Origin of the sequence: Kitasatospora kazusensis, assembly GCF_039529945.1 — a bacterium.
GTDB classification, from domain to species: domain Bacteria; phylum Actinomycetota; class Actinomycetes; order Streptomycetales; family Streptomycetaceae; genus Kitasatospora; species Kitasatospora kazusensis.
Map to the genome: position 1 here is coordinate 15,042 of NZ_BAAANT010000013.1, position 21,382 is coordinate 36,423.

General features: G+C 72.5%; 17 protein-coding genes and 1 pseudogene. 15 read left to right on the forward strand and 3 right to left on the reverse strand.

The window, feature by feature from the left end:
* The first annotated feature begins 7 nt into the window (after positions 1-7).
* From ABD330_RS13745 to ABD330_RS13770, 6 genes and pseudogenes are all read left to right on the forward strand, one after another.
* Positions 8-526, forward strand: coding sequence for a nucleoside/nucleotide kinase family protein (locus ABD330_RS13745; protein ID WP_344464544.1), 519 nt, complete (start codon positions 8-10; stop codon positions 524-526).
* Positions 520-975: a hypothetical protein gene (locus ABD330_RS13750; protein ID WP_344464546.1), complete on the forward strand. Its 456-nt coding sequence runs from the start codon at positions 520-522 to the stop codon at positions 973-975. The genes ABD330_RS13745 and ABD330_RS13750 overlap by 7 nt, the downstream gene beginning before the upstream one ends.
* A gap of 100 nt (positions 976-1,075) precedes the next feature.
* Positions 1,076-2,182: pseudogene (locus ABD330_RS13755) on the forward strand (adenosine deaminase); the annotation flags it as partial.
* A gap of 12 nt (positions 2,183-2,194) precedes the next feature.
* Positions 2,195-2,926: a phosphoribosylaminoimidazolesuccinocarboxamide synthase gene (locus tag ABD330_RS13760; protein WP_344464778.1), complete on the forward strand. Its 732-nt coding sequence runs from the start codon at positions 2,195-2,197 to the stop codon at positions 2,924-2,926.
* Positions 2,927-3,023: 97 nt separating this feature from the next.
* A complete protein-coding gene (locus ABD330_RS13765) occupies positions 3,024-3,836 on the forward strand; it encodes a Cof-type HAD-IIB family hydrolase (RefSeq protein ID WP_344464548.1) in 813 nt (270 codons plus the stop codon).
* A gap of 40 nt (positions 3,837-3,876) precedes the next feature.
* Positions 3,877-5,106, forward strand: a complete 1,230-nt coding sequence (locus tag ABD330_RS13770; RefSeq protein WP_344464550.1) for an MFS transporter — start codon at positions 3,877-3,879, stop codon at positions 5,104-5,106.
* Between the two features lie 54 nt (positions 5,107-5,160).
* On the opposite strand, the gene ABD330_RS13775 is transcribed toward ABD330_RS13770, so the two are convergent.
* Complete coding sequence (locus ABD330_RS13775; protein WP_344464552.1) at positions 5,161-5,694, reverse strand: nuclear transport factor 2 family protein; 534 nt, start codon at positions 5,692-5,694, stop codon at positions 5,161-5,163.
* A gap of 61 nt (positions 5,695-5,755) precedes the next feature.
* Positions 5,756-6,787 carry a medium chain dehydrogenase/reductase family protein gene (locus ABD330_RS13780; RefSeq protein ID WP_344464554.1) on the reverse strand — a complete coding sequence of 344 codons (1,032 nt, stop codon included), beginning with the start codon at positions 6,785-6,787 and terminating at the stop codon, positions 5,756-5,758.
* Positions 6,788-6,912: 125 nt separating this feature from the next.
* Between ABD330_RS13780 and ABD330_RS13785 the strand changes: the two genes are divergently transcribed.
* From ABD330_RS13785 to ABD330_RS13820, 8 genes are all read left to right on the forward strand, one after another.
* Positions 6,913-7,596: a TetR/AcrR family transcriptional regulator gene (locus tag ABD330_RS13785; protein WP_344464556.1), complete on the forward strand. Its 684-nt coding sequence runs from the start codon at positions 6,913-6,915 to the stop codon at positions 7,594-7,596.
* A gap of 437 nt (positions 7,597-8,033) precedes the next feature.
* On the forward strand, positions 8,034-9,230 hold the full coding sequence (gene hemA / locus ABD330_RS13790) for a 5-aminolevulinate synthase (RefSeq protein WP_344464558.1): 1,197 nt from the start codon (positions 8,034-8,036) through the stop codon (positions 9,228-9,230).
* Between the two features lie 97 nt (positions 9,231-9,327).
* On the forward strand, positions 9,328-10,203 hold the full coding sequence (locus ABD330_RS13795) for a TauD/TfdA dioxygenase family protein (RefSeq protein ID WP_344464560.1): 876 nt from the start codon (positions 9,328-9,330) through the stop codon (positions 10,201-10,203).
* Positions 10,200-11,174, forward strand: coding sequence for a 3-oxoacyl-ACP synthase III family protein (locus ABD330_RS13800; protein ID WP_344464562.1), 975 nt, complete (start codon positions 10,200-10,202; stop codon positions 11,172-11,174). Before ABD330_RS13795 ends, ABD330_RS13800 begins: the two co-directional genes overlap by 4 nt.
* Positions 11,171-12,379, forward strand: a complete 1,209-nt coding sequence (locus tag ABD330_RS13805; protein WP_344464564.1) for an ATP-grasp domain-containing protein — start codon at positions 11,171-11,173, stop codon at positions 12,377-12,379. The genes ABD330_RS13800 and ABD330_RS13805 overlap by 4 nt, the downstream gene beginning before the upstream one ends.
* A complete protein-coding gene (locus ABD330_RS13810; RefSeq protein ID WP_344464566.1) occupies positions 12,376-14,304 on the forward strand; it encodes a phenylacetate--CoA ligase family protein in 1,929 nt (642 codons plus the stop codon). Before ABD330_RS13805 ends, ABD330_RS13810 begins: the two co-directional genes overlap by 4 nt.
* 87 nt (positions 14,305-14,391) lie before the next feature.
* Entirely contained in the window at positions 14,392-15,756 is a 1,365-nt protein-coding gene (locus ABD330_RS13815) for a hypothetical protein (protein ID WP_344464568.1), read from the forward strand.
* Between the two features lie 2 nt (positions 15,757-15,758).
* Positions 15,759-17,024: an MFS transporter gene (locus ABD330_RS13820; protein ID WP_344464570.1), complete on the forward strand. Its 1,266-nt coding sequence runs from the start codon at positions 15,759-15,761 to the stop codon at positions 17,022-17,024.
* Positions 17,025-17,184: 160 nt separating this feature from the next.
* Here ABD330_RS13820 and ABD330_RS13825 read toward each other — a convergent pair whose 3' ends face one another.
* Positions 17,185-18,168, reverse strand: a complete 984-nt coding sequence (locus ABD330_RS13825) for a LuxR C-terminal-related transcriptional regulator (protein ID WP_344464572.1) — start codon at positions 18,166-18,168, stop codon at positions 17,185-17,187.
* 161 nt (positions 18,169-18,329) lie between these two features.
* On the opposite strand from ABD330_RS13825, the gene ABD330_RS13830 reads away from it, so the two are divergent.
* Positions 18,330-21,380, forward strand: a complete 3,051-nt coding sequence (locus ABD330_RS13830) for an AfsR/SARP family transcriptional regulator (RefSeq protein WP_344464574.1) — start codon at positions 18,330-18,332, stop codon at positions 21,378-21,380.
* Positions 21,381-21,382: the final 2 nt, after the last annotated feature.

Here is a 21,382-nt window from a genome sequence, read left to right on the forward strand (position 1 = left end):
GACAGACATGATCACGGGACGCCGGTACGCGGCTCTGGACGGCCACGACGGGTGCGGCAAGTCGACCCTGGCGCGCGCGGTGGCCGACCGCGTCGGCGCGCAGGTCGTCAAGCCCTACCCCGACAGCCTGGGGGACCACATCGCGTGGCTGTGGGGCGGCAAGCGCTTCGAGGAGGCCGATGTGCTGGCCCGCTCCAGCATCGAACGCGTGCTGGAGCGGACCGACCCGGAGCGCCCGGTGCTGTTCGACCGGTGCTGGAGCACGATGTTCACGGTGCTCCCCGAGAGCCACTGGCAGGCCTGGTACCCGCTGTGCCCGACCGTGCTCTGCCACGCCGACACCCGGGTGGTCATGGAGCGTCTCGCGGAGCGCGGCGAGGACCCGGGCGATTTCGAGGAGCACGAGTACTACCAGAGGCTGTACAGGTCCCATGTGGAGCTCTCGCCCGACACGCTCCTGCTCGACACGACCGATCGTCCGATGGCCGACTGCGTGACAGAGATCCTGGACTTCCTGTCGTGGTAGCGGGCGGCGTCGCCGTGACCGCGCCGGTGCACTGGGATCCCCGGGAACGCTCGCTCGTGGTGGGCGAGCCCTGCGACGAACACGCGGACGGCTGCGCCCTGCTGAGGTTCACGGGGCTGGTCTGGCTGACCTTCGACAGCGACGGCCGCATCATGTCCGTCGATCTGCACGACGTGCCCGACGCCCTGGCGGTGGCCGTTCCCCGTGCCCTGCGCCCGCGTTACTCGTGGAACAGCACGGAGGTCGACAGCGGGAGCTCCTGGCTGCTCGACACCGACAGCGGCTGGGTCTGGATCCGGCTCGCCTCGGGCATGGCCCACCGTCGGCTGATCGGGGCGGCGGACGTCCTGGTGTGGCTGCGGGGCGGCGCCGTGGCGGCGCTGCGGCTGGTGCTCGACGAGGAGCCCGCCGCCGGAGGGGAGCCTTCGGCGACCCCCGGGCAGGGCTGACGGAACAGGTTCCGGAGGGGGCGGTGGCTTCGGCCGCCGCCCCTCGTCGTGCGCACCGAACACCCTTGAACTCTACGCGCGTCGATCCTAGGCTCTCGTCATGTCACTTACGAACTCAGCTGCGGGAACGTCGATTTCGTCTCAGATCCGTCGCGCACCGAAGGTGCTGCTGCACGACCATCTGGACGGCGGGCTGAGGCCGCTGACTGTGGTCGAGTTGGCGCGGGAGTGCGGGTACGGCGATCTGCCGACGACCGATGCCGAGGAGCTGGGCACCTGGTTCCAGGCCGCGGCCGACTCCGGCTCGCTGGAGCGCTACCTCGAAACCTTCCGGCACACCGTCGGCGTCACCCAGACCCGCGAGGCCCTGTTCCGGGTCGCGGCGGAGTGCGCTGAGGACCTGGCGGCCGACGGCGTCGTCTACGCCGAGGTCAGGTTCGCCCCGGAGCTGCACGTGGAGCGCGGCCTCACCCTCGGCCAGGTGGTGGAGGCGGTGCTGGACGGCTTCCGCGAGGGGGAGCGCCGGGCCGCGACCGCAGGACACGGCATCCGGGTGGGCGCCCTGCTCGCCGCCATGCGGCACGCCGACCGTGCCCAGGAGGTCGCCGAACTCGTCGTGCTGAACCGGCACTCGGGGGTCGTCGGATTCGACATCGCGGGCGCCGAGGCCGGGTACCGGCCGACCCGGCAGCTCTCCTCGTTCGAGTACCTGAAGCGGGAGAACGCGCACTTCACCATCCACGCGGGTGAGGCGTTCGGCCTGCCCTCCATCTGGGAGGCGCTGCAGCTCTGCGGCACCGAGCGGCTCGGCCACGGTGTGCGGATCATCGACGACATCAAGGTGGCCGACGACGGGACCGCGACGCTCGGGGAGCTCGCCGCCTACGTGCGGGACCGGCGGATTCCGCTGGAGCTGTGCCCGACGTCGAACCTGCAGACCGGCGCGGCGGCCTCGTACGCCGAACACCCCGTCGGCGTCTTGCGCGAGCTCGGATTCCGGGTGACGGTCAACACCGACAACCGGCTGATGAGCGGGACGAGCGTGAGCCGCGAGTTCGAGGAGCTGAGCGCGGCCTTCGGCTACACCCTCGACGACGTGCAGTGGTTCACCATCAACGCGATGAAGTCGTCGTTCCTGCCGTTCGACGAGCGGCTGGCCGTGATCAACGACGTGATCAAGCCGGGCTTCGCCGCGCTGAGGGCGGAGGCGGCGCAGGCGGTGGCGCTCCCGGAGCAGCCGGCGGCGCCCGGGCCGGACGATGTCCGGGGCGCCCCGGACATCGTCGGGCGCAGCAAGCGGCTGTGGCGCCGGGACGACGGCACCTGCGAGATCGAGATCATCCCCAGCCTGCGGAGCTTCACCTACGACCGCGACGAGCTGATCCCGGCGACCGCGAAGCTGCGGCTGGACTTCTACCAGGCGGCGGCCGCCCGGCTGGCCGAGCGGGGGATCAGGACGGTCTTCCGGGAGCGCCTGAGCGACAGCTCCTACCTCGCCGATTTCGTGCCGGGGCCGCCGTTCGAGGTCATCGTCAAGAACCTCGCGACCGGGTCGACCACGGTCAAGTACCCCGGCCTGTTCGCCGAGGGGCACCGGTTCGAGCCGCCGGTGGTGAAGTTCGACTTCCGGGTGGACCCGGAGGACCAGCCGATCGGCGAGGACTACCTGAAGGCCCTGGGGGTCGACACCGACGCGTACCGCCGGACGGCGCTGGCCTGCAACGAGGCGCTGCGCGACTGGCTCGCACCGCTCGACCTGTGGGACTTCTGCCTGGTCATCGGCGACGGCCCGGACGGGCAGCCGGTGATCAACTCCGAGATCTCCCCCGACTGCATGCGCCTGCGCGACCCCCAGGGCCGGCCACTGGACAAGGACTTGTTCCGCCAGGGTGCCTCCGCACACGAGATAGTGGCGGCCTGGACCGACCTGGTGCGGAGGATCAGCGGATGATCTCGATCCGGTGACACCACATTCCGGTGACACCACGTCGGCCGCCACGGTGACGAGGTGCTCGGCCGTCCGGCCGGGCAGAGGGACGGGAGTGTTCGTGGACCTGGTTCAGCTCATCTGCACGGATCTGGACGGCACGCTGCTCGACTCCCGGGGCGATCTGAGCCCCGGGAGCCTTGAGGCCGTCGAGGCGGCGCGGCGTTCGGGGCTCGCCGTCGTCTGTGTCACCGGCCGGCCGGTGCGGGACGCCCTGCCCTTCACCCGCAGGTACGGACTGACCGGGCCCCTGGTGTGCAGCAACGGCGCGGTGGTGGTCGATGCCGAAACCGGCTCGGCGCTGCTGAACCGGGGCTTCGACCCGGCGGAGTGCAGCTCGGTGGTCTCCGCGCTCCAGGGTGCGATCCCCGGCCTGGTCATGGGGGTCGAGTCCAACAGCGGCCTCTACCTGGAGAAGGAGTTCGCCGACCTCGTCCCGTACGGCTGGCTGCACGAACCGGTGCGCGCGGCGCGGGCGGCGATCCACCCCGACGACCCGGTGGTCAAGCTCCTGGCGGTCCACGCCGGGCTGACGGCGGAGGCGCTGGAGCGCGCCGTCGTCGACCTGGCCGGCGACCGGCTGGAGGTCACCCGCTCCACCGGTCGGTTCGTGGAGCTGTCCACCCGGGGGGTGGACAAGGGGCAGGCCCTGCGCTGGCTCGCCGGGCACCTGTCCGTGCCGGTCGCCCGGACGGCCGCCGTGGGGGACATGCCCAACGACCTGCCCATGCTCCGCGCGGCGGGGCTCGCCGCCGCCGTGGCCAACGCCCACCCCCAGGTGCGGGAGGCCGCTCGGCTCGTGCTGCCGAGCAACGACGAGGACGGTGTCGCCGCGCTGATCCACCGCTCGCTGCGCCGGGCCGGCACACCGTAATGCGCTGAGCGGACACACACCGTAAGGAGACCCACCACCCATGCCCTACCTCGCCCTCCTGGGCCGGCCTCATGTCGTCAGACTGCTCTCCAGCTCGCTGGTCGGACGGCTGCCAGGGGCGATGGCCGCCCTCGGCATCGCCCTGACGCTCCGTCATGCAGGGTACAGCTACCAGATGGTGGGCCTGACGACCGGAGTGTTCGCGGCGGCGGGCGCGATCGGCGGCCCGATGCTGGGCCGGCTGGTGGACCGTACCGGGCAGCCCCGGGTGCTGCTGTTCTCCGCCTGCCTGGCGGCGGCCGGGTTCGCCTTGCTGGCGGCCGCCCCCGGGGTCACGTGGGCGGCGGTGGCCGGGGCGGCGGTGGCCGGGGCCGCCGCGCCGCCGCTGGAACCCTGCCTGCGCACCCTGTGGCCCGCGCTGGTCGAGCCGGACGACGTCGAACAGGCCTACGCCGTCGACGCCGGCGCGCAGGAACTCCTCTTCATCGCAGGGCCGTTGGTCGTCGCGGGGATCGTCGCCCTCGCCCCGGCCCGGGACACCCTGTGGGCCGCCGCCGTCCTCGGCCTGGTCGGTTCCGCCGGGATGGCCACCGCCGCCCCCTCGCGCGCCTGGGCACCGGCCGCCACGTCCGCCGCACCGCACTGGCTGGGCCCGCTGCGCAGCACCGGGCTGCTGCTCCTGCTGGTCGCCCTGGGCGGCTCCGGAGTGGCCGTCGGGACCTTCAACGTCTTCACCGTGGCGTACGCCGAGAAGCATCACCTGGTGGGCGGCGCGGGCACCCTGCTGGCCCTGTCGGCTCTCGGGGCACTCGTCGGAGCGCTGACCTACGGCGCGGTCGGCACGAGCAGGTGGAAGGCGTCGGCCCCGGACAAGGCGGTCTTGCTGGCGGCGGGCATGGCCGGGTCGTACTGGCTGGTGGCGCTGGTCCCCGGTCCGGCCGGCAGCTGCCTGCTGGCCGTGCTCACCGGGGTGTTCTTCGCCCCGCTGCTGACGGTCTCCTTCGGCCTCGTCGGCGAGTTGGCGCCGGCGGGGGCCGTCACCGAGGCCTTCGCCTGGCTGGTGACGTTCATCGGCGTCGGCATCGCCCTGGGCGCGGCCGTCGGCGGGGCCGCCCTCTCCGGCGGGACGCTGCGCACCGCGGCGGCCTGCGGCGCCCTCGGCGCCACCCTCGGCGCGGCGACGTTGCTGGCCGCCAGGACCCGGCTGACCCCGGTACGGGCGGACGTGTCGCCAACGGTTGCCGGGACGGACCGGCACAGCACCGTGTGATCCGAGGGTCCTCGACGGGTCGGGACGGACCGACGGGTGGCCAGGAGCAGCGGCTCAGTGGGTGGGCGGGGTCCAGTCGGCGGGCAGGCCGGACTGGGCGAGGACGGAGTTGAGGCTGTAGTAGTCCTGGTCGGAGGCGATCCGGTGGTGCTCGCCGAGGTCGAGGAGGGTGGCCATCGGCACGGCGAACGGCTTGGGCGCACCCTTGAGGTGGCCGGAGTAGACGGCCTCGACGGTGATGTGGTCACCGTCGTGGTGGGCGGCCTTCACGGTGACGTGGACGTCGTCGATGAGGCTGTCGGTGCGGGCCTTCCAGCCGGCGATCTCCTGGCGGCCGTGGAAGGTGATGCCCAGGCCCTGGTCGGTGTAGGTGCTGTCCGTGGTGAACAGGGCGCCGAGCGCCTGGGGTTCGGCGCCGTTCCAGGCGGCGGCCCACGCGGTGACGACCTTCGGCAGGCGCTGCGCGGCGGACTGTACGGCGGCCGGCTGCGCGGCGGGCTGCGCGGCGGCGGCGGTGGCGCCGAGGACGGCGCAGACGGCCGTGGCGCTGATCAGTGCGGTCAGGGTGCGGCGCGGGCTGGACTTCACGGTGGGGCTCCTTCGGGTGGTGGGGGCGGGTCGAGAGGCGGGTCCTGGGTACGGCCGCAGGTCAGAAGGTCAGGACGACCTTGCCGGAGACGGTGCCGGACTCGGCCAGGCGCAGGGCCTCGGCGGCCTCGGTGAGGGGCAGTTGGGCGGCGATGCGGGCGGTGACCTCGCCGCGGAGGACGGCGGAGAAGACCTCGGTGAGGTCGGCGCGCAGCCGGGCCCGGAAGCCGGCCTTGTTCAGCGGCCGGCCGGCCCAGATGTTGTAGAAGTGGGCGCGGCGTCCGTTGGGCAGCGTGTTCCAGAGCCAGGTGCGGGCGAGGATCTTCAGGACGGGCCACTGCTTGGAGCCGCTGTCGTCGCGGGTGGAGGCGCTGCCGTAGGAGATGAGGGTGCCGCCGGGGGCGAGCAGGTGCCAGGAGTCGACGACGCTCCGGCCGCCGACGTGGTCGAAGACGGCGTCCACCCCGCCGGGTGCCAGTGCGCGGACCTGGGCGGGCACGTCGCCGGCGCGGTAGTCGACCGGGAGGACGCCGAGTTCCCGCAGGGCGTCGTGGTGCCGGGCGGAGGCCGTACCGATCACCTTCACACCCGCCGCGCCGGCGAGCTGGACGAGGACCGAGCCGACGCCGCCACTGGCGCCGTGCACCAGGACGGTCTGTCCGGCGCGCACCCGGGCCTTGCGGTGCAGCATCTGCCAGGCCGTGATGCCGTTGACCACGGCGGTCTCGGCCTCGGCCGCCGTGAGGCCCTCCGGGACCTTGACCGCGTCGTCGGCGTCGAGCACCACGTGGCTGGCCCACCCGCCGACCTTCACCAGCGCGGCCACCCGCTGCCCGGTCAGGGCCGGGTCGACGTCCGCGCCGGTGGCCAGCACCCGGCCCACCAGGTCGTAGCCGGGGACGAACGGGAACGGCGGCTGGTCGTAGTACCGCCCGCGGCGCATCTGCTGCTCGGCGAACGAGACGCCGGTCGCCTCCATGGCGACCAGGATCTGCCCCCGGCCCGCCTCCGGAACGGCGCTCTCGCGGATCTCCAGGCCCTCCGGCGCCACGATGCCCGGCAGGACGACCTCGATGCGGCGTTCGGTGCTCATGACCGTCTCTTCTCTCGTAGATGCTTTCGTGTTCGTTAGAAGTTATAACTCTTCAAAGTCGTGATGGTCAAGAGCGACAGTGATAGCTTCTAACTAAAGCTTCATCGGAGAGAGGAAGACGGGCCATGGGCGAAGCGGGTACGAGGACGCCGAGAGAGCGCTACCGGGCGCAGGTCCAGGAGGAGGTCAAGCAGCACGCCTGGGCACAGATCGCCACCGCCGGGGCCTCCGCGCTGTCCCTCAACGCCATCGCCAAGCAGATGGGCATGAGCGGGCCGGCCCTCTACCGGTACTTCGCCAACCGCGACGAGCTGATCACCGAACTCGTCAAGGACGCCTACCGCAGCCTGGCCGACACCTTCGCCGCCCGCGCCGAGGCCGGTACCGACCTCGACGGCCTGGCGCACGCCCTGCGCGGGTGGGCGCTGGACGACCCCCAGCGGTACTTCCTCGTCTACGGCACCCCCGTGCCCGGATACCAGGCCCCCGAGGACACCACACGCACCGCCGGCGAGATCATGGCGCACCTCCTCGACGCCTGCGCCGCCGAGGAGCCGCCCGCCGGGCACCCGTCCGCCGAGGAGCCGCCCGCCGCATCGCGCCCGCTCGACGGCCACCTCGACGACTACCGCGCCTGGGCCGGAGAGCACCCGGCCCCGCCATCGGCGCTCCGCCGGGCCCTCGCCTTCTGGACCCGCCTGCACGGTGTGCTCTCGCTCGAACTCGCCGGGCACTTCACCGGTATGGGATTCGATCCCGCCGAGCTCTACGCCGACGAGGTGCGGGCACTCGCGGGCCGCTGGGCCTGACGCCGCGCTGCCGGCCGAGGGGGAGTGGCACCGCGCCGAGGGCGGCGGTGTGCGGGGTATCCCTTGCCCGGCGGCATCCCGCAGGGGTGCGGCTGACGAGGCCCGTGGCCAGGCCACCGGCCCGTAACCCCTGCACCGCTCGAACCCGTGACCCGCGTCCGGGCGCGCCCGTTCGGCCCGCCCGGGAGGCGGCCGGCCTGCGTTGATGGCATGAGGGCGCCAGGCGAGCTCATGCCAGTGGAATCCGTTGGTTCGGCGCGGAGCGTGGGCCAGGATTGATCTCGGGCAGGAAGCCGGGGTGGTGCCCCGGCCGGCTCCGGCGCAGGACGGGAGCCGATGGGCGCGTTCCGCGCCGTCCTCCCGAGAAGTGACAAGCAAAAGCCATCCGGAACATCGCGGAGCACGAACGGTAACGGGGATGTGTCATGTCCATTGCAATGACTGAGACGCGGCAGGACGCCGTACTTGATTCCTTCGGAAGGAAGATCGCGGATCTCAAGCGCAGCGAGCTCTACCGCGACTTCTTCCCGGTCGGCCACCTGGCGGCCGACCGCGGACACACCCGCCACGGGGACCGGACGATCCAGGTCTGGTGCAGTAACGACTACCTGGGGCTGAGTCAGCACCCGGAGGTGATCTCGGCCCAGATCGAGGCGACGCTGCGGCACGGGACCGGCACCGGCGGATCCCGGAACATCGCCGGGACCAGCACCGCCCACGTGGCGTTGGAGCGCCGGCTGGCCGACTGGCACCGCAAGGAGCGGGCGCTGGTCTTCTCCAGCGGTTACGTCGCCAACTTCGAGACGCTGAGCACGCTGATCGCCGCGATCGACGACCTGGTGGTGTTCTCCGACGCGCTCAACCACCGCTCGCTGATCGAGGGCATCGTCCGGTCCGGCGCCAAGAAGCACGTCTTCGCGCACAACGACCTCGCGGACCTGGAGTCCAAGCTCGCGCTCTACCCCGCCGAGCACCCGAAGCTGATCGTCTTCGAGTCGGTGTACTCGATGGACGGCGACACCTCGCCGGCCGGCGCGATATTCGACCTCGCCGAGAAGTACGGTGCGCTGACCTTCCTGGACGAGACCCACTCCATCGGCGTGCGCGGTGCCACCGGCGCCGGCCTGTGCGAGGAACTGGACGACCACCGGGCGACCTTCGTCCAGGGCGTCTTCGGCAAGGCGATCGGCACCGTCGGCGGATACGTGGCCGGCCCCGACGCCGCGCTGGACTACGTCCGCTCGTACGCACCCGGCTTCATCTTCACCACCTCGCTGCCGCAGGCGGCGATGGAGGCCACGTTGAAGAGCCTGGACATCGTCCAGGACGGAGCCGCGCAGCGCGCCGAGCTCTCCCGCAAGGTGGCCCTGATGAAGGCCGAACTGCGCGCCCGGAACATCGACTTCATCGATGCCGACAGCCACCTGGTGCCGGTGATGGTGCCCGGCGGCGAGCGGGTGCGCCGGGTCTCCCAGCGGCTGCGCGAGGAGTACGACATCTACGTCCAGCCGATCAACTTCCCCTCGGTGGCGCGCGGCGGCGAGCGGTTCCGGGTCACCACCGCTCCGTTCCGGACGGACGAGCAGATCGCGAACTTCGCCGAGGCCATGCGCCGGTGCCTGGACGAGAACTGACCTCGCCGCCACACCCGCCGCGGACAGCTGTGCAACCCCGACGGACTGCTCCCGCAACCCCACGGACAGTCCCACCGAACCCCGACCGGAGGAATCAATGAAGGTCACCCGGATCACCCCCTTCATCGGCGTCGAGATCACCGGCGCCGACTATGCCGACCTGGCCCGCCCCGAGGTGTGGGACGAGGTGGTGAACGGCGTCAACCAGCACGAGCTGGTGATCGTCCGGGGCATCGAACTGACCCCGCAGCAGCAGATCGAGCTGGCCGCCCGGCTCGGCCGGCCGGTGCCGTTCGTGATCAGCAAGTACCGCCACCCGGAGTTCGAGGAGATCATGATCTCCTCGAACGAGCTGAAGGACGGCAAGCCGATCGGCGTGGCCCGGGTGGGCAACTTCTGGCACCAGGACTCGTCCTTCGTGGCCGAGCCGGCTCCGTACACCATGCTGCACGGTCTCAACGTGCCCTCCACCAGCGGCCACACCAAGTTCGCCAATGCCGCCGACGTCTACGACCGGCTGCCCGAGGAGTGGAAGGCGCGGCTCGCCGACCGCATCGGTGTCCACACGGTGGCCAAGCGGCTGCGCATCCGGCCGGAGCATGTCGGGCTGTCCGTGGCGGAGTTCAAGGCGCTGATCGACATCGAGCACCCCAAGGTGCAGCACCCGCTGATCCGCAAGGACGAGTTCACCGGCCGCGAGTACGTCTACGGCTCGCGCGAGTACATGGACTCGGTGCTGGGCTTCGACCTCAACGAGAACGAGGAGTTCTTCGCCCTGCTCGACCGGCTGATCCACGACGAGGAGCACGTCTACACCCACGTCTGGAGCCCGAACGACCTGGTGATCTGGAAGACCGTGACGGCGTACCACGTCGCCACCGAGGTCGAGCCCGGCGTGGGCCGGACGGTGCACCGGGTCAGCATCGAGTCCGCCGAGGCCGAGGTGCGCCCCGTCGAAGAGAAGGTGCAGTGAGCGGCGTCCTCGACTTCGCCGTGAGCTTTCCCCGGGGGCGGGCCGACGTGCAGCGGATGCACGCCGCCTCCGGGGTGCCGGTGGCCGACATCCTCGCCATCACCCACGCCGAGGGGTTCCCGGTGCTGGGCGACGGCGAGACGGCCTGGGAGCTGGCCGTGCGGGCGGCCCGCGAGGTGCTCGACCGTACCGCGGTGGCGCCGGAGGAGATCCGGTACGTCATCTACGCCGGTTCGGGCGCGTGGGACCACCCGTTCTGGTCGCCGGCCGCCAAGGTGGCGCACGAGCTGGGCATCGGCCGGGCGCACTGCTTCGAGGTGGCGAACTTCTGCAACGCGGGCATGGCCGCGCTGAAGGTGGCCACCGACCGGCTCGACCTGGGCGGCGAGGGCTACGCACTGGTGCTGGTCGGCGACCGGCTCAGCCGGATGGTGGACTACACCGACCCGGAGTCCAAGGCGCTGTTCAACTTCGGCGACGCGGCGGCCGCGATGCTGGTCGCGCGGGGGCAGACCCCCTTCCGGCTCCTGCACACGGCGATGCGCACCGACCCGAGCTGGTCGGACTACTACCTCGGCGAGCACCGCCCCGGCCCGGACCACCCCGGCCGGGTGGCGATCCGCCGGGCGGCGCACCGCAAGGGCCTCGCGGCCGCGTACGTGGAGAACTTCACCGCACTGATCGGCGACACCCTGGACGCCGTCGGCGCGAAGCTCACGGACGTCGACCACCTGCTGATCAACCAGGGCGACCAGGACATGCACCGGCGACTCCTGGCGGAGCTCGGCCTCCCGGCCGAGAAGAGCGTCTTCAACTACCACCGGCTCGGCCACATGGGCGGCGCCGACACATTGATCGCCCTCGGCGGCCTGCGCGACGAGCAGCGGCTGCGCGGTGGCGAACTGATCCTGTTGGCCACCAGCGCCATGGGCTTCAGCTGGGGAATCACGGCTTTGGAGTATCAGCGATGAAGATTCTGATCATGAATCAGGTGCCGTACCGGAAGATCCGGTACCACCTGGGGATCGACCACGAGAAGCACGACGTCACCTACGTCTGCGGTCCGATCGGTGACAAGCAGCTGCCCGAGGGGCTGCGCTGCGAGCGGCTCCTGATCGACCCGACGCAGGACCTGACCGAGCAGGTCATCGCCCGGACCTCGCCCGAGGACGGTTTCGAGAAGGTGCTGGCGCTCTCCGAGTCCGGCATCCTGGGCGCGCACCGGATCCGGGAGCACCTGGGGATCCCGGGGCCGTCGCTGGCCCGGCTGGAGCAGGTCCGCGACAAGGTCGCGATGAAGCGGGCCCTCCAGGACGCCGAGGTGCGCCACCCGCGCTTCGTGGCCGCCCCGCCGGCCGGCGGCGAGCTGCCCTGGGCGGGGAAGACCGTGGTCAAGCCCCGCCAGGGCGCCTCCAGCGAAGGCGTCAGCATCCACGGGACGGCCCGCGAGGCGGTGGACTTCTACCGCACGCTGGCGGAGCCCGCCGAGTACCAGCTGGAGGAGTACATCGAGGGCGACCTCTTCCACGCCGACGCGCTGGTGACCGACGGTGTGGTCTCCGACCTGGTGGTCAGCCGGTACGTCGGGAAGCCGGTGGACTTCGCCGGTGGTCAGCCGATCGGCTCCAGCCAGCTGCCGTACGAGGAGCGCTACCACCGCTTCGTGGCACAGGCGGTCGAGGCGCTCGGCATCGAGGAGGGCTGCCTGCACCTGGAGTTCTTCGAGACCGCCGAGCAGGAGCTGGTCTTCCTGGAGGTCGCCAACCGGCTCGGCGGCGGCGGCATCGTGGACTCGCACCTGCGGCACACGGGTGTGCACCTGCCCTCGCACGAGATCGCCATCCGGCTGGGCTTCGAACGGCCCGAGCCGCAGGCCCCCAGCGGGCGCTACCACGGGTTCCTGATCTTCCCGGGGCACCAGCTGACGCCGGGCGCCCGCGTGACGGTCGCCATCCCGGACGAGCTGCGCGACCACCCCTGCGTCGACCGGCTGCACCTGCTGGACCCCGCCGGGGACGCCGCTCCGGCCACCGGTTCGGTCACCTACCAGGAGTGGGAGGTGCCGCTGTTCGTCGAGGCCTCCCACGAGGACCCGGTGGTGCTCGCCGAGTTCGTGGCCGCGTGCGCGCAGGCCGTCACTGTCACCGAGGCGGTCCTCGCGGGAGCCGCCGCATGAGCGCCACCCGGTACTACCCGACCGACCTGCTGCTGGTGGTCGGGCACGTCGAACGGGAGCTCGCCGAACGCCCGGACTCCGAGCTCGCCCGGCTGGCCGGCTCCGCCGCACCGGCCGGCCTGTGGGACGCGGCGGAGTTCGCCGAGGGACTGGACGAGCTGTTCGACGGGCTCGGCCAGTACCCCTGGCAGGTGCTGGTCGACACCGACGACGTGGTCGAAGCCGCACCCGTCGGGACCGTCGTGGTCGACGACCTCCGCAGCGGCAACACCCTGCGCGGCCTGCTGCTCGGCTGGGCGACCGGCAACGAGGTGGTCGTCCGTACCGCCCGGCGGCCCTTCTGGCGCGCGCTGGTCGCCGGTCTGCACGGGATCGGCTTCCCGCTGCCGCCCGGCCGGGTGGTGGCCGAGGGCACCGAGGTGCCCGGGGGACGTCCGGTCGTGGTCCCGGACCTGCTGGTGCCCGCGGAACTGGCCGACGAGGTGCTCTGCACCTCCGTCGAGCGGGACGGCGTGCCGGCGCTGCGGATCCGGACCGGCACCGGGCACGGTGGCGACGCCTCCCGGCTCGCCGCCCGCGTGCTGCGGCAGGACTGCCGGTCGGGCTGGGTCACCGGCCTGTACCGGCGCGAGTACCTGATGGGCACCTCGCTCGCGGCCGCCCGCAGCGCCGACTCCGCGCAGGACGGGACCCGGCTCGCCGCGAAGCTGCGCTACCTGGTCGAGCAGGCCCGCCGCTCGCCGTACTACCGCGAGCTTCCCCGGGTCGCCAAGCTCGCCGACCTCGAACTGCTCCCGGTCCTGGACAAGTCGGCGCTGGAGCAGCACTCGCTGCCGGCCGGCCGCGGGCTGTGCAGCGGCGCCCGGCCGAGCGGCGAGGTGCTGCGCAGCGGGGCCACCACCGGCCCGCCGCGCTACATCGTCTACTCGCGCACGGACTGGAACAACATGATGCGCGAGGCCGTCCCGCTGTTCTACGCACTGGGCGTACGGCCGGGCGACCGGGTCATCAACTCGCTGTTCGGCGGCGGCCTCTACGGCGGGCTGATCACCAGCAGCATGGAGCTCTCCCGGATGCCGGTGGAGGCGTACAGCACCGGCCAGATCATCACGCCGGACGACGTGCTGATGCTGGCCGGCAGCTTCTCCGCCAACGTCGTGCTCGGCCAGCCGGCCCTGCTGCTGCCGGTGCTGCGCGAGGCCAAGGCCCGCAACCCCGGACTCCGGATCGAGAAGGTCGTCTACGGCGGTACGCCGATGCAGGAGTCCGACAAGCTGTGGCTGCGCGAGCAGCTCGGCACCAAGGTGGTCTCCAGCATCCTGGCGGCCAACGACGGCGCCCAACTCGGCTACCAGTGCGGCGAACTGGGCGGCACGCTGCACCACCTCTGCGAGGACTACAACCTGATCGAGGTGGTCGACGAGCAGGGCCGCCCGGTGCCGGAGGGGACACCGGGCGAGCTGCTGGTCACCAGCATGCAGAAGTTCGAGGGCCCGCTGATCCGCTACCGGATCGGCGATGTGGGCCGGATCCTGCGGCACGCGTGCGGCTGCGGTGTGACCGGACGGGTGCTGGAGTACCTCGGCCGCTCGGACGGCCAGATCAAGGTCAAGGGGCGGACCGTGCTGTACGGCCAGATCATGGCCGAGCTCGCGCAGTTCAAGGTCTCCCAGCTCCAGGTCGAGATCGACTCGCAGGGCGCCAAGGAGACCGTGACCGTCCGTACGGAGTCGCCCGAGCCCTTGGACCCAAGTGCGGTGCGCGCGCATCTGGCCGACCGGTTCGAGGTGCTGAGCGACCGTCACTCCTTCGACGCCTCGCTCGACGTCTTCGAGCTCCGGGTGGAGTGCCGCGCGGAGGGCGGGCTCGCCCGGAACGCCGTCAGCGGCAAGATCAAGACCGTCATCGACCGCCGCCTCCAGTGACCCGCCGCCTCCTGAACTCCAGTGACTCCTGCCGCCCTTGACCCGCGCGCGGGCCTGATGCGGGCCGAGTGCAGAACGGAAACCCCCATGACCGACCCCATGACCCGGCTGTTCAACCAGGAACTGGCCCGGCCGGGAAGCCCGCTACGGGACATCGACCTCGACTCCGGGCGGTTCCCGGAGCTGGCGGCCCTCGGGTACCGGTACCTGAACCGGCCGATGTTCTTCGGCGAGGGCGAGATGCGCCGGTTCGAGGCCGACCTGCTCGGCGTGGTCGACCTGCTCACCGACCTGCCGGGGCGGCTCTTCGACGGCGATGTGGACCGCGTCTGCCAGGCGCTCGGGCTCAGCGCGGCCAAGGCCCGGCTGGTCGGCGGGTTCCAGCAGCCGAAGCCGGCGCGGTTCGGGCGGATCGACGCCTACCACGACGGCGAGTCGCTGAAGATCCTGGAGTTCAACGCCTCCAGCCAGACCGGCGGCCAGGAGTGGGTCGGCGCGGTGGCGGGCGCGATGCTGGAGACCGACGGCTTCCGTTCCTTCGCGGACGCCCGGGGCCTGCACTACGTCGACACCACGGCGGTGCTCGCCCGGTCGCTGCGCGAGGCCGGCGCCGCGGTCTCGGCCGGACCCGATCCGGTCGTCGCCCTGATCGAGGGGCCGGGCGGGCTCGCCGCCTACGGCCACGCCTGGCGCCCGTTGCAGCGGATCCTCCAGGGCCACGGTCTGGAGTGCCACCTCGGCGAGATCGGGGACCTGCGCGTCGACGGCGGCCGGGTCCGGTTCGGCGACGTACCGGTCGACGTGGTCTACCGCGTCTTCGACCTCGACCAGGTGGTCGACCACCCGGAGGGGTCGGCCCTGACCGAGCAGCTGCGCGACGCGCACCAGGACGGGCGCGTGGTGCTCTGGAGCCCGCTGGAGACCGACCTGCACGCCAACAAGCGTTGGATGGCCTACCTCTCCGACCCCCGCCTGCGGTCCCACCTCTCGGCGGACGAGCAGCGGATGGTCGACCGGGTGCTGCCCTGGACCCGGATGCTGACGCCGGGTTCGGCCGTCGGCGACCGGGCGATGCTCGCGGAGTGCCGGGAGCGCCGGGAGCACCTGATCCTCAAGCTGAACGAGGGTTTCGCCGGTCAGGGCATCACCTGCGGCTGGCTGGTGGACGACCGCCGCTGGGAGCAGGCGCTGGAGCGGGCCGCCGAGGTCGGGGCCGTGGTGCAGGAGCGGGTCGTCCCGAGGCGGGAGCCGGTGCTCGACCCGGTGACGGGACGGACCGAGGACTGGGACTCCTGCCTGGGGCTGTACTGGATGCCCAGCGGCTTCGCAGGCGGCGGCAGCCGGCTGGTACCGTCCGGCGAGCCGTTCACGCTCGACGCGGGGCTCAAGCGCCTGGCGGGCGTCTACCTGTACCCCGACGCCGCCACGCCGTCCCCGACCGAGGAGAGCTGACCATGGCGCTGACCACCGAACTCGCCCCTGCGCCGCCGGCCCGGCCCGGGCCCGGCCGGGACTTCCGCTACCTGCTGTCCGCCTACTCGATGCAGACGCTCGGCGAGGGCGTGCTGCTCGCCACCCTGCCGCTGCTGGCCAGTCAGCTGACCACGGACCCCCGGCTGATCTCCGGCGTCGTCCTGGCGGAGGGGCTGCCCTGGCTGCTGCTCGCCCTGCCGGGCGGAGTGATCGTCGACCGGTTCGACCGGCGGCGGCTGATGCTCGGCACCCAGGCCGTCCAGGCGGTCCTCCTGCTCACCATCGCGCTGCTCGCCTCGCTCCACCTGACCCGGATCTGGATGATCTACCTGCTCGCCTTCGGGCTGAACGCCGGCGACATCCTCTTCACCGGGGCGAGCCGGGCGGTGATCCCCACAGTGGTGCCCACCGCCGCCCTGGAACGGGCCAACGGACGGAGCGTCACGGCCGAGACGCTCGGCCGGCAGTTCATCGGCCCGCCGCTGGGCTCAGCGCTGTTCGCCTTCCTGCTTCCGCTGCCGTTCTGGGTGGACGCGCTGGCCTATCTCGGTTCGCTGCTGCTGATCTCCCGGATCCGCGGCGGCGCGGACCGGTTCCGCCCCGAGCGCGGCCCCCGGGCGGCGCAGGGGGTGCGGGGCATGCTGGCGGAGGCCACCGAGGGGCTGCGGCTGCTGGCCCGGCACCCGGTGCTGCGCGTCATCGTGGCGCTCGCCGCCGCCAGCAACTTCTGCGTCACCATGGCGCAGTCGGTGCTGGTGCTGTTCGCCGACCAGGTGCTGCACGTGGGCAAGAGCGGCTACGGGGTGCTGCTCGCGATGATGGCGATCGGCGGCGTGGTCGGCGCACTGGCCAGCGGCCGGGTCGTGGAGCGGTTCGGCGCCCGGGCCGTGGCGATCACCGTCTCGACGGTCGGCTCGGCGAGCCTGCTGGCCGTCGGGCTGTTCGGCCGGCAGACGGTGGTCGTGGCGGCGCTCTTCTGCGTCTGGTCGGCGGGCCTGTCGCTGTGGAACGTGATGGCGCAGTCGGTCAGCCAGCGGCTGGTCCCCGACGAGCTGCGGGGACGGGTGGGCACCGGCACCCGGATGATCTGCTTCGGTGCGATCCCGCTCGGAGCCCTGGCCGGCGGCTTCGTCGCCGCGTCGTACGGGCTGCGGGCACCGTGGCTGGTCGGCGGTCTGGTCAACCTGGTGGTGGCGCTGGTGTTCGTACCCGCGATGCTGCGCTGGCCGTCGAAGGAGTCGGCATGAGGACGATCCTCAGCGTGGCCGGGCGGCGGGCGCGCATGCTGGCGGGCCGCAGGACCCGCAGGTAGACGCAGACGACGCAAAGACGGCGGACCGGCTCGATGAGCCGGTCCGCCGTCTGCGTCCGCCGTCCGGGTCCGTCTTCGGGCCGCCGTCGGGCCGCTCAGACCAGCCACCCGAGTGCGGCCGCCCGTACGCCCGCCTGGAACCGGCTGGCAGCCTGCAACCGCTCCATCAGGGTGGCGACGATCCGGCTGATGGACCGGGCCGAGATGCCGAGCTGGCGGGCGATCACCTCGTCCTTCTTCCCGGCCGCCATCAGCCGCAGGACCGCCCGCTCCAGGTCGGTCGGCCCCGCCGCCGGCTCCTGCTCGGTGACGCCGAAGTCCCCCGCCTGCTCCCAGTGCTGCTCGAACAGCCGCATCAGCACCTGGAGCACCGCCGGGTCGCGGATCACCACGGCCCCGGCCCCGGCCGGGCCGGGCTCCAGCGGCAGGACGGCGGTCGTGCCGTCGTACACCAGCAGGCAGGCGGGCAGCAGGGTGAGGCTCTTGACCTGGGCCCCCGCGGTGGAGATCGCCCGCGCGTAGCTGGCGGTGGCCTGGTGGCCCGAGCCCGACCGCTGGAAGAGCGTCCGGATCGTCACACCGCGCTCCAGCAGGGCCAGGCCGAGCGGGATGTCGGGCAGCAGGGCCCGGTCGCTCCGGCCGCCGACCGGGACCATCGCGTCCACCGTCGACCGGCACGAGCGGCTCAGCTCGTCGAGGGCGGCCCGCACGGCCTGCTCGCCCTCCACGGTCTCCACGCCGCCGGAGCTCGGCCGCAGGCTGCGGGCGTCGAGGTACTCGCAGGTGAGCGCGGTCAGGTTGGCCCTGGCCTCCGCCACCGCGGCGCGCTGCTCCAGCAGCGCCTGCTCGGCCTCGGCCAGCAGCAGGTCGGAGGCGGTCTCGGGGCTCACCGCCACCCAGCCCTCGTTCGGGGCCGGGCGCAGCAGCCGCAGCGACGCGAGCGCGCGGTCGGCCTCGGCCAGCTCGGCCGGCCCGATCCCGAGCAGCGCGGAGATCTGCGCGGCGGTGGCCGTCGGGTGGCCGACCCGCGCGCGGTACACCGTGATGGTGGACTCATCCAGGTTGGTGAGGTTCAGCACTTCTGGTCTCCTGTGGCCGGGACGGTCCTGAGCGGCAGCAGCCCGAGCATCCGCCGGGCCGTTACCCCTCCGGTCCTGTTCCGTTCCTCACCGGCTCCGCTCGGTTATGATCGGCCGCCAGGCCTCGGACCTGCGTATTTGGACGACGGAGTGATCGACACATGTGGGCGGACCCCCAGCAGTGCCTGGTCGGCTTCAAGGTCCTCGGCTCGCTCGAATGCTGGGTGGGGGACGACCGGCTGCGGCTCGGCGGGCCCTTGCAGGAGCGGGTGCTGGCGACCCTCCTCCTGGAGGCCGGGCGCGTCGTCCCGGTCGCCCGGCTGGTGGAGGCCGCCTGGGAGGACGAACCGCCGGGCACCGCCGCGCACCAGGTCCGGAAGATCGTCGCGGACCTCCGGCGACGCCTCCCGTCCGGCGCCGAGCTGATCCTCACCGACGGCCCCGGCTACCGGACGGCCGTCGAGGCGGACCAGCTCGACCTGAGCCTGTTCGGCATCCGGCTGGACCGCGCCCGCGAGGCGGTGGCCGCCGGACTGCCCGCCAACGCCGTCGACCAGCTCCGCGCGGCGCTGGACCTCTGGCGCGGCCCGGCCCTCGACGGCCACGGCACCCCGGTGATCCAGGCGGCCGCCACCGCCCTGGAGGAACGCCGGCTGACCGCGACCGAGCAGCTGTTCGCGCTGCGGCTGGACCTCGGCGAAGCGGCCGAGCTGGTCGGCGACCTCCGCCAGGTGACCCAGGAGCACCCGCTCCGCGAGACCCTGCGCGGCCAGCTGATCCTGGCCCTCTACCGTGCGGGCCGCCAGGCCGAGGCACTGGAGGAGTACGGCCGGGTCCGCGAACTGCTGGCCGAGGAACTGGGCATCGACCCGGGCGCCGAGCTGACCGCGCTGCACCAGGCCATCCTCCAGGGCAGCCCCGGACTCGCCGCCCCGCCGAAGCCCGCCGGTGAGGACCCGCGCCCCGGCGAGGTCCGGCGGCTCGGCCCCGCTCCGAGCTCCATCCCGTACGACCTGGCGGACTTCACCGGCCGCGACGACGAGCTGCGGCGCCTCCTCGCGCTGGCCGGGAGAGCGGCGGACCAGGGCACCCGGATCATCGCGATCGACGGCATGGGCGGCAGCGGGAAGACGGCGCTGACGGTCCACGCCGCGCACCGGCTGTCCGGGCGGTACCCCGACGGCCGGCTCTACATCGACCTGCACGGCTTCACCCCGCAGCAGTCGCCGCTGACGCCGGGCGAGGCGCTGGACGTCCTGCTGCGCATCCTCGGCCTGCCCGGCGACCAGATCCCGGACGACCTGCTCAGCCGGACCGCCCTGTGGCGGGTGGTCACGGCCGGCCGCCGCCTGCTGATCCTGCTGGACAACGCCTCGGACGCGGAGCAGGTGCGCTCGCTGCTCCCGGCCTCCGCCGACTGCCTGGTGCTGATCACCAGCCGGGTCCGGCTGGTGGACCTGGACGGCGTCGAGTCGATGTCGCTGGGCGTGATGTCGGCCGCCGACAGCGTGGCACTGGTGGACCGGACGCTGGGCGGCGGACGGGTCGCCGCCGACCCCGCCGCCGCCGACGAACTGGTGCGGCTCTGCGGCGGACTGCCGCTGGCGCTGCGGATCAGCACCGCACGGCTGCGCAACCGCCCGCTCTGGACGGTCCGGCACCTGGTCGACCGGCTCACCGACCAGACCCGCACCCTCACCGAGCTGAGCGCCGGGGAGCGGAGCGTCGCCGCGAGCCTCCGGCTGTCGTACCGGGCGATGGAACCGGAGCCCCGGGCCTCCTTCCGGCTGCTCGGGCTGCACCCGGGCGGGGACCTGGACGTCCACACGGCGGCGGCGCTGCTCGGGGTACGGGCCGTCGAGGCGGATGACCTGCTGGAGCTGCTCCTGGACGCCCACCTGCTGGAGCAGCAGGAGGTGGGGCGCTACTCGTTCCACGACCTGGTCCGCAGCTTCGCGCACGGACTGCGCGGCCCCGACACCGAGGCGCCGGACGCGAGCGCCGTCCGCGGGCTGCTGGACTACTACGTGCTGGCCGTGGAGGCCGCGTGCGAGCTGCTGTTCCCCGGGCGGCCGAGCCACGGCATCGACCTCCCCGTCTCGTCCGTCCAGCTGCCCCCGCTCGCGGACGCCGGTGCCGCCCTCGCCTGGTTCCAGCGCGAGCACCGCAACCTGCTGGCCGCCGTCCGCCTGGCGGCCCAGGCCGGACTGCACTGGCACGCCGCCTACCTGCCGCGCGGCCTCGGCAACTACCTCCGGCTCCAGGGCTGCCCGGACGAGGGGCACGAGGTCGGACAGATCGCGGTGGCGGCCGCCCGGCAGGCAGGGGACCGACCGCTGCTCCGGATCAGCCTGATGAACCTCGCGGTGGCGTTCTGGCCGCTGGGGCGGATGCAGGAAGGCATCGCCTGCCTGAACGAGGCGCGTGAAGTAGCGGTCGAGATCGGCGACCGGCAGGGGGAGGCCGGCTGCCTGAGCCGGCTCGGTGTGTTCCACAACAGCCTCGGCGAGTACACCGAGGGGTTGAGCCTGCTCCAGCAGGCCCTGCCGCTCCACCGGGAATCGGCTCACTCGCGCGAAGAGGCAGCCACGCTTGTCAGCATCAGTTCGGTGACGGCGCTGCTCGGCCGTTACCCGGAGGCGGCGGAGGCGGCCCGGGGGGCCCTGGAACTCCACCGGCAGATGGGTGAGCCGGACAACGGGGCCCTGGCCCTCATCAACCTGGCCAGGGCCCACCTCGGACTGGGCGAGTCCGACGCGGCACTGGCGGCTCTCGGTGAAGCCCTCGACCTGCAACAGCGGCTGGGAGGGTCGGCCAACACCGGGCTGGTGCTGGCCTGGCTGGCGGAGACCCACCACCGGCTGGGACGTCTCACAGCGGCGTACGACTTCGGACTGCGCGCGCTGGACCTGATCTGGGCCAGCGGGTTCACGGCCTGGAAGGCAGCGGCCGAGAACATCCTCGGCCGCATCCAGCAGACCCGAGCCGAGTACATCCTGGCCCAGGAGCGGCACGGGCACGCCCTCCGGCTCGCCGAGCAGATCGGTTCCCGGATCGAGGCGGCCTACGCCCTGGACGGGCTGGCCGCCGCCGCCAAGGCGCTCGGTGACCCCGAGCGGGCCCGCGTCCACCAGGAACGGGCGGACCAGCTGTTCGACGGCATGGGCATCCCGGAGGAGATCCGGCACCCCGCCGGTTTGGGGTGCCAGTAGGT

Coding starts and splice junctions, on each gene's coding strand:
- ABD330_RS13745 (WP_344464544.1), top strand. CDS start 8: ATGATCACGGGACGCCGGTACGCGGCTCTGGACGGCCACGACGGGTGC.
- ABD330_RS13770 (WP_344464550.1), top strand. CDS start 3,877: ATGCCCTACCTCGCCCTCCTGGGCCGGCCTCATGTCGTCAGACTGCTC.
- ABD330_RS13780 (WP_344464554.1), bottom strand. CDS start 6,787: ATGAGCACCGAACGCCGCATCGAGGTCGTCCTGCCGGGCATCGTGGCG.
- ABD330_RS13785 (WP_344464556.1), top strand. CDS start 6,913: ATGGGCGAAGCGGGTACGAGGACGCCGAGAGAGCGCTACCGGGCGCAG.
- hemA (WP_344464558.1), top strand. CDS start 8,034: ATGACTGAGACGCGGCAGGACGCCGTACTTGATTCCTTCGGAAGGAAG.
- ABD330_RS13795 (WP_344464560.1), top strand. CDS start 9,328: ATGAAGGTCACCCGGATCACCCCCTTCATCGGCGTCGAGATCACCGGC.
- ABD330_RS13805 (WP_344464564.1), top strand. CDS start 11,171: ATGAAGATTCTGATCATGAATCAGGTGCCGTACCGGAAGATCCGGTAC.
- ABD330_RS13810 (WP_344464566.1), top strand. CDS start 12,376: ATGAGCGCCACCCGGTACTACCCGACCGACCTGCTGCTGGTGGTCGGG.
- ABD330_RS13815 (WP_344464568.1), top strand. CDS start 14,392: ATGACCGACCCCATGACCCGGCTGTTCAACCAGGAACTGGCCCGGCCG.
- ABD330_RS13820 (WP_344464570.1), top strand. CDS start 15,759: ATGGCGCTGACCACCGAACTCGCCCCTGCGCCGCCGGCCCGGCCCGGG.
- ABD330_RS13830 (WP_344464574.1), top strand. CDS start 18,330: ATGTGGGCGGACCCCCAGCAGTGCCTGGTCGGCTTCAAGGTCCTCGGC.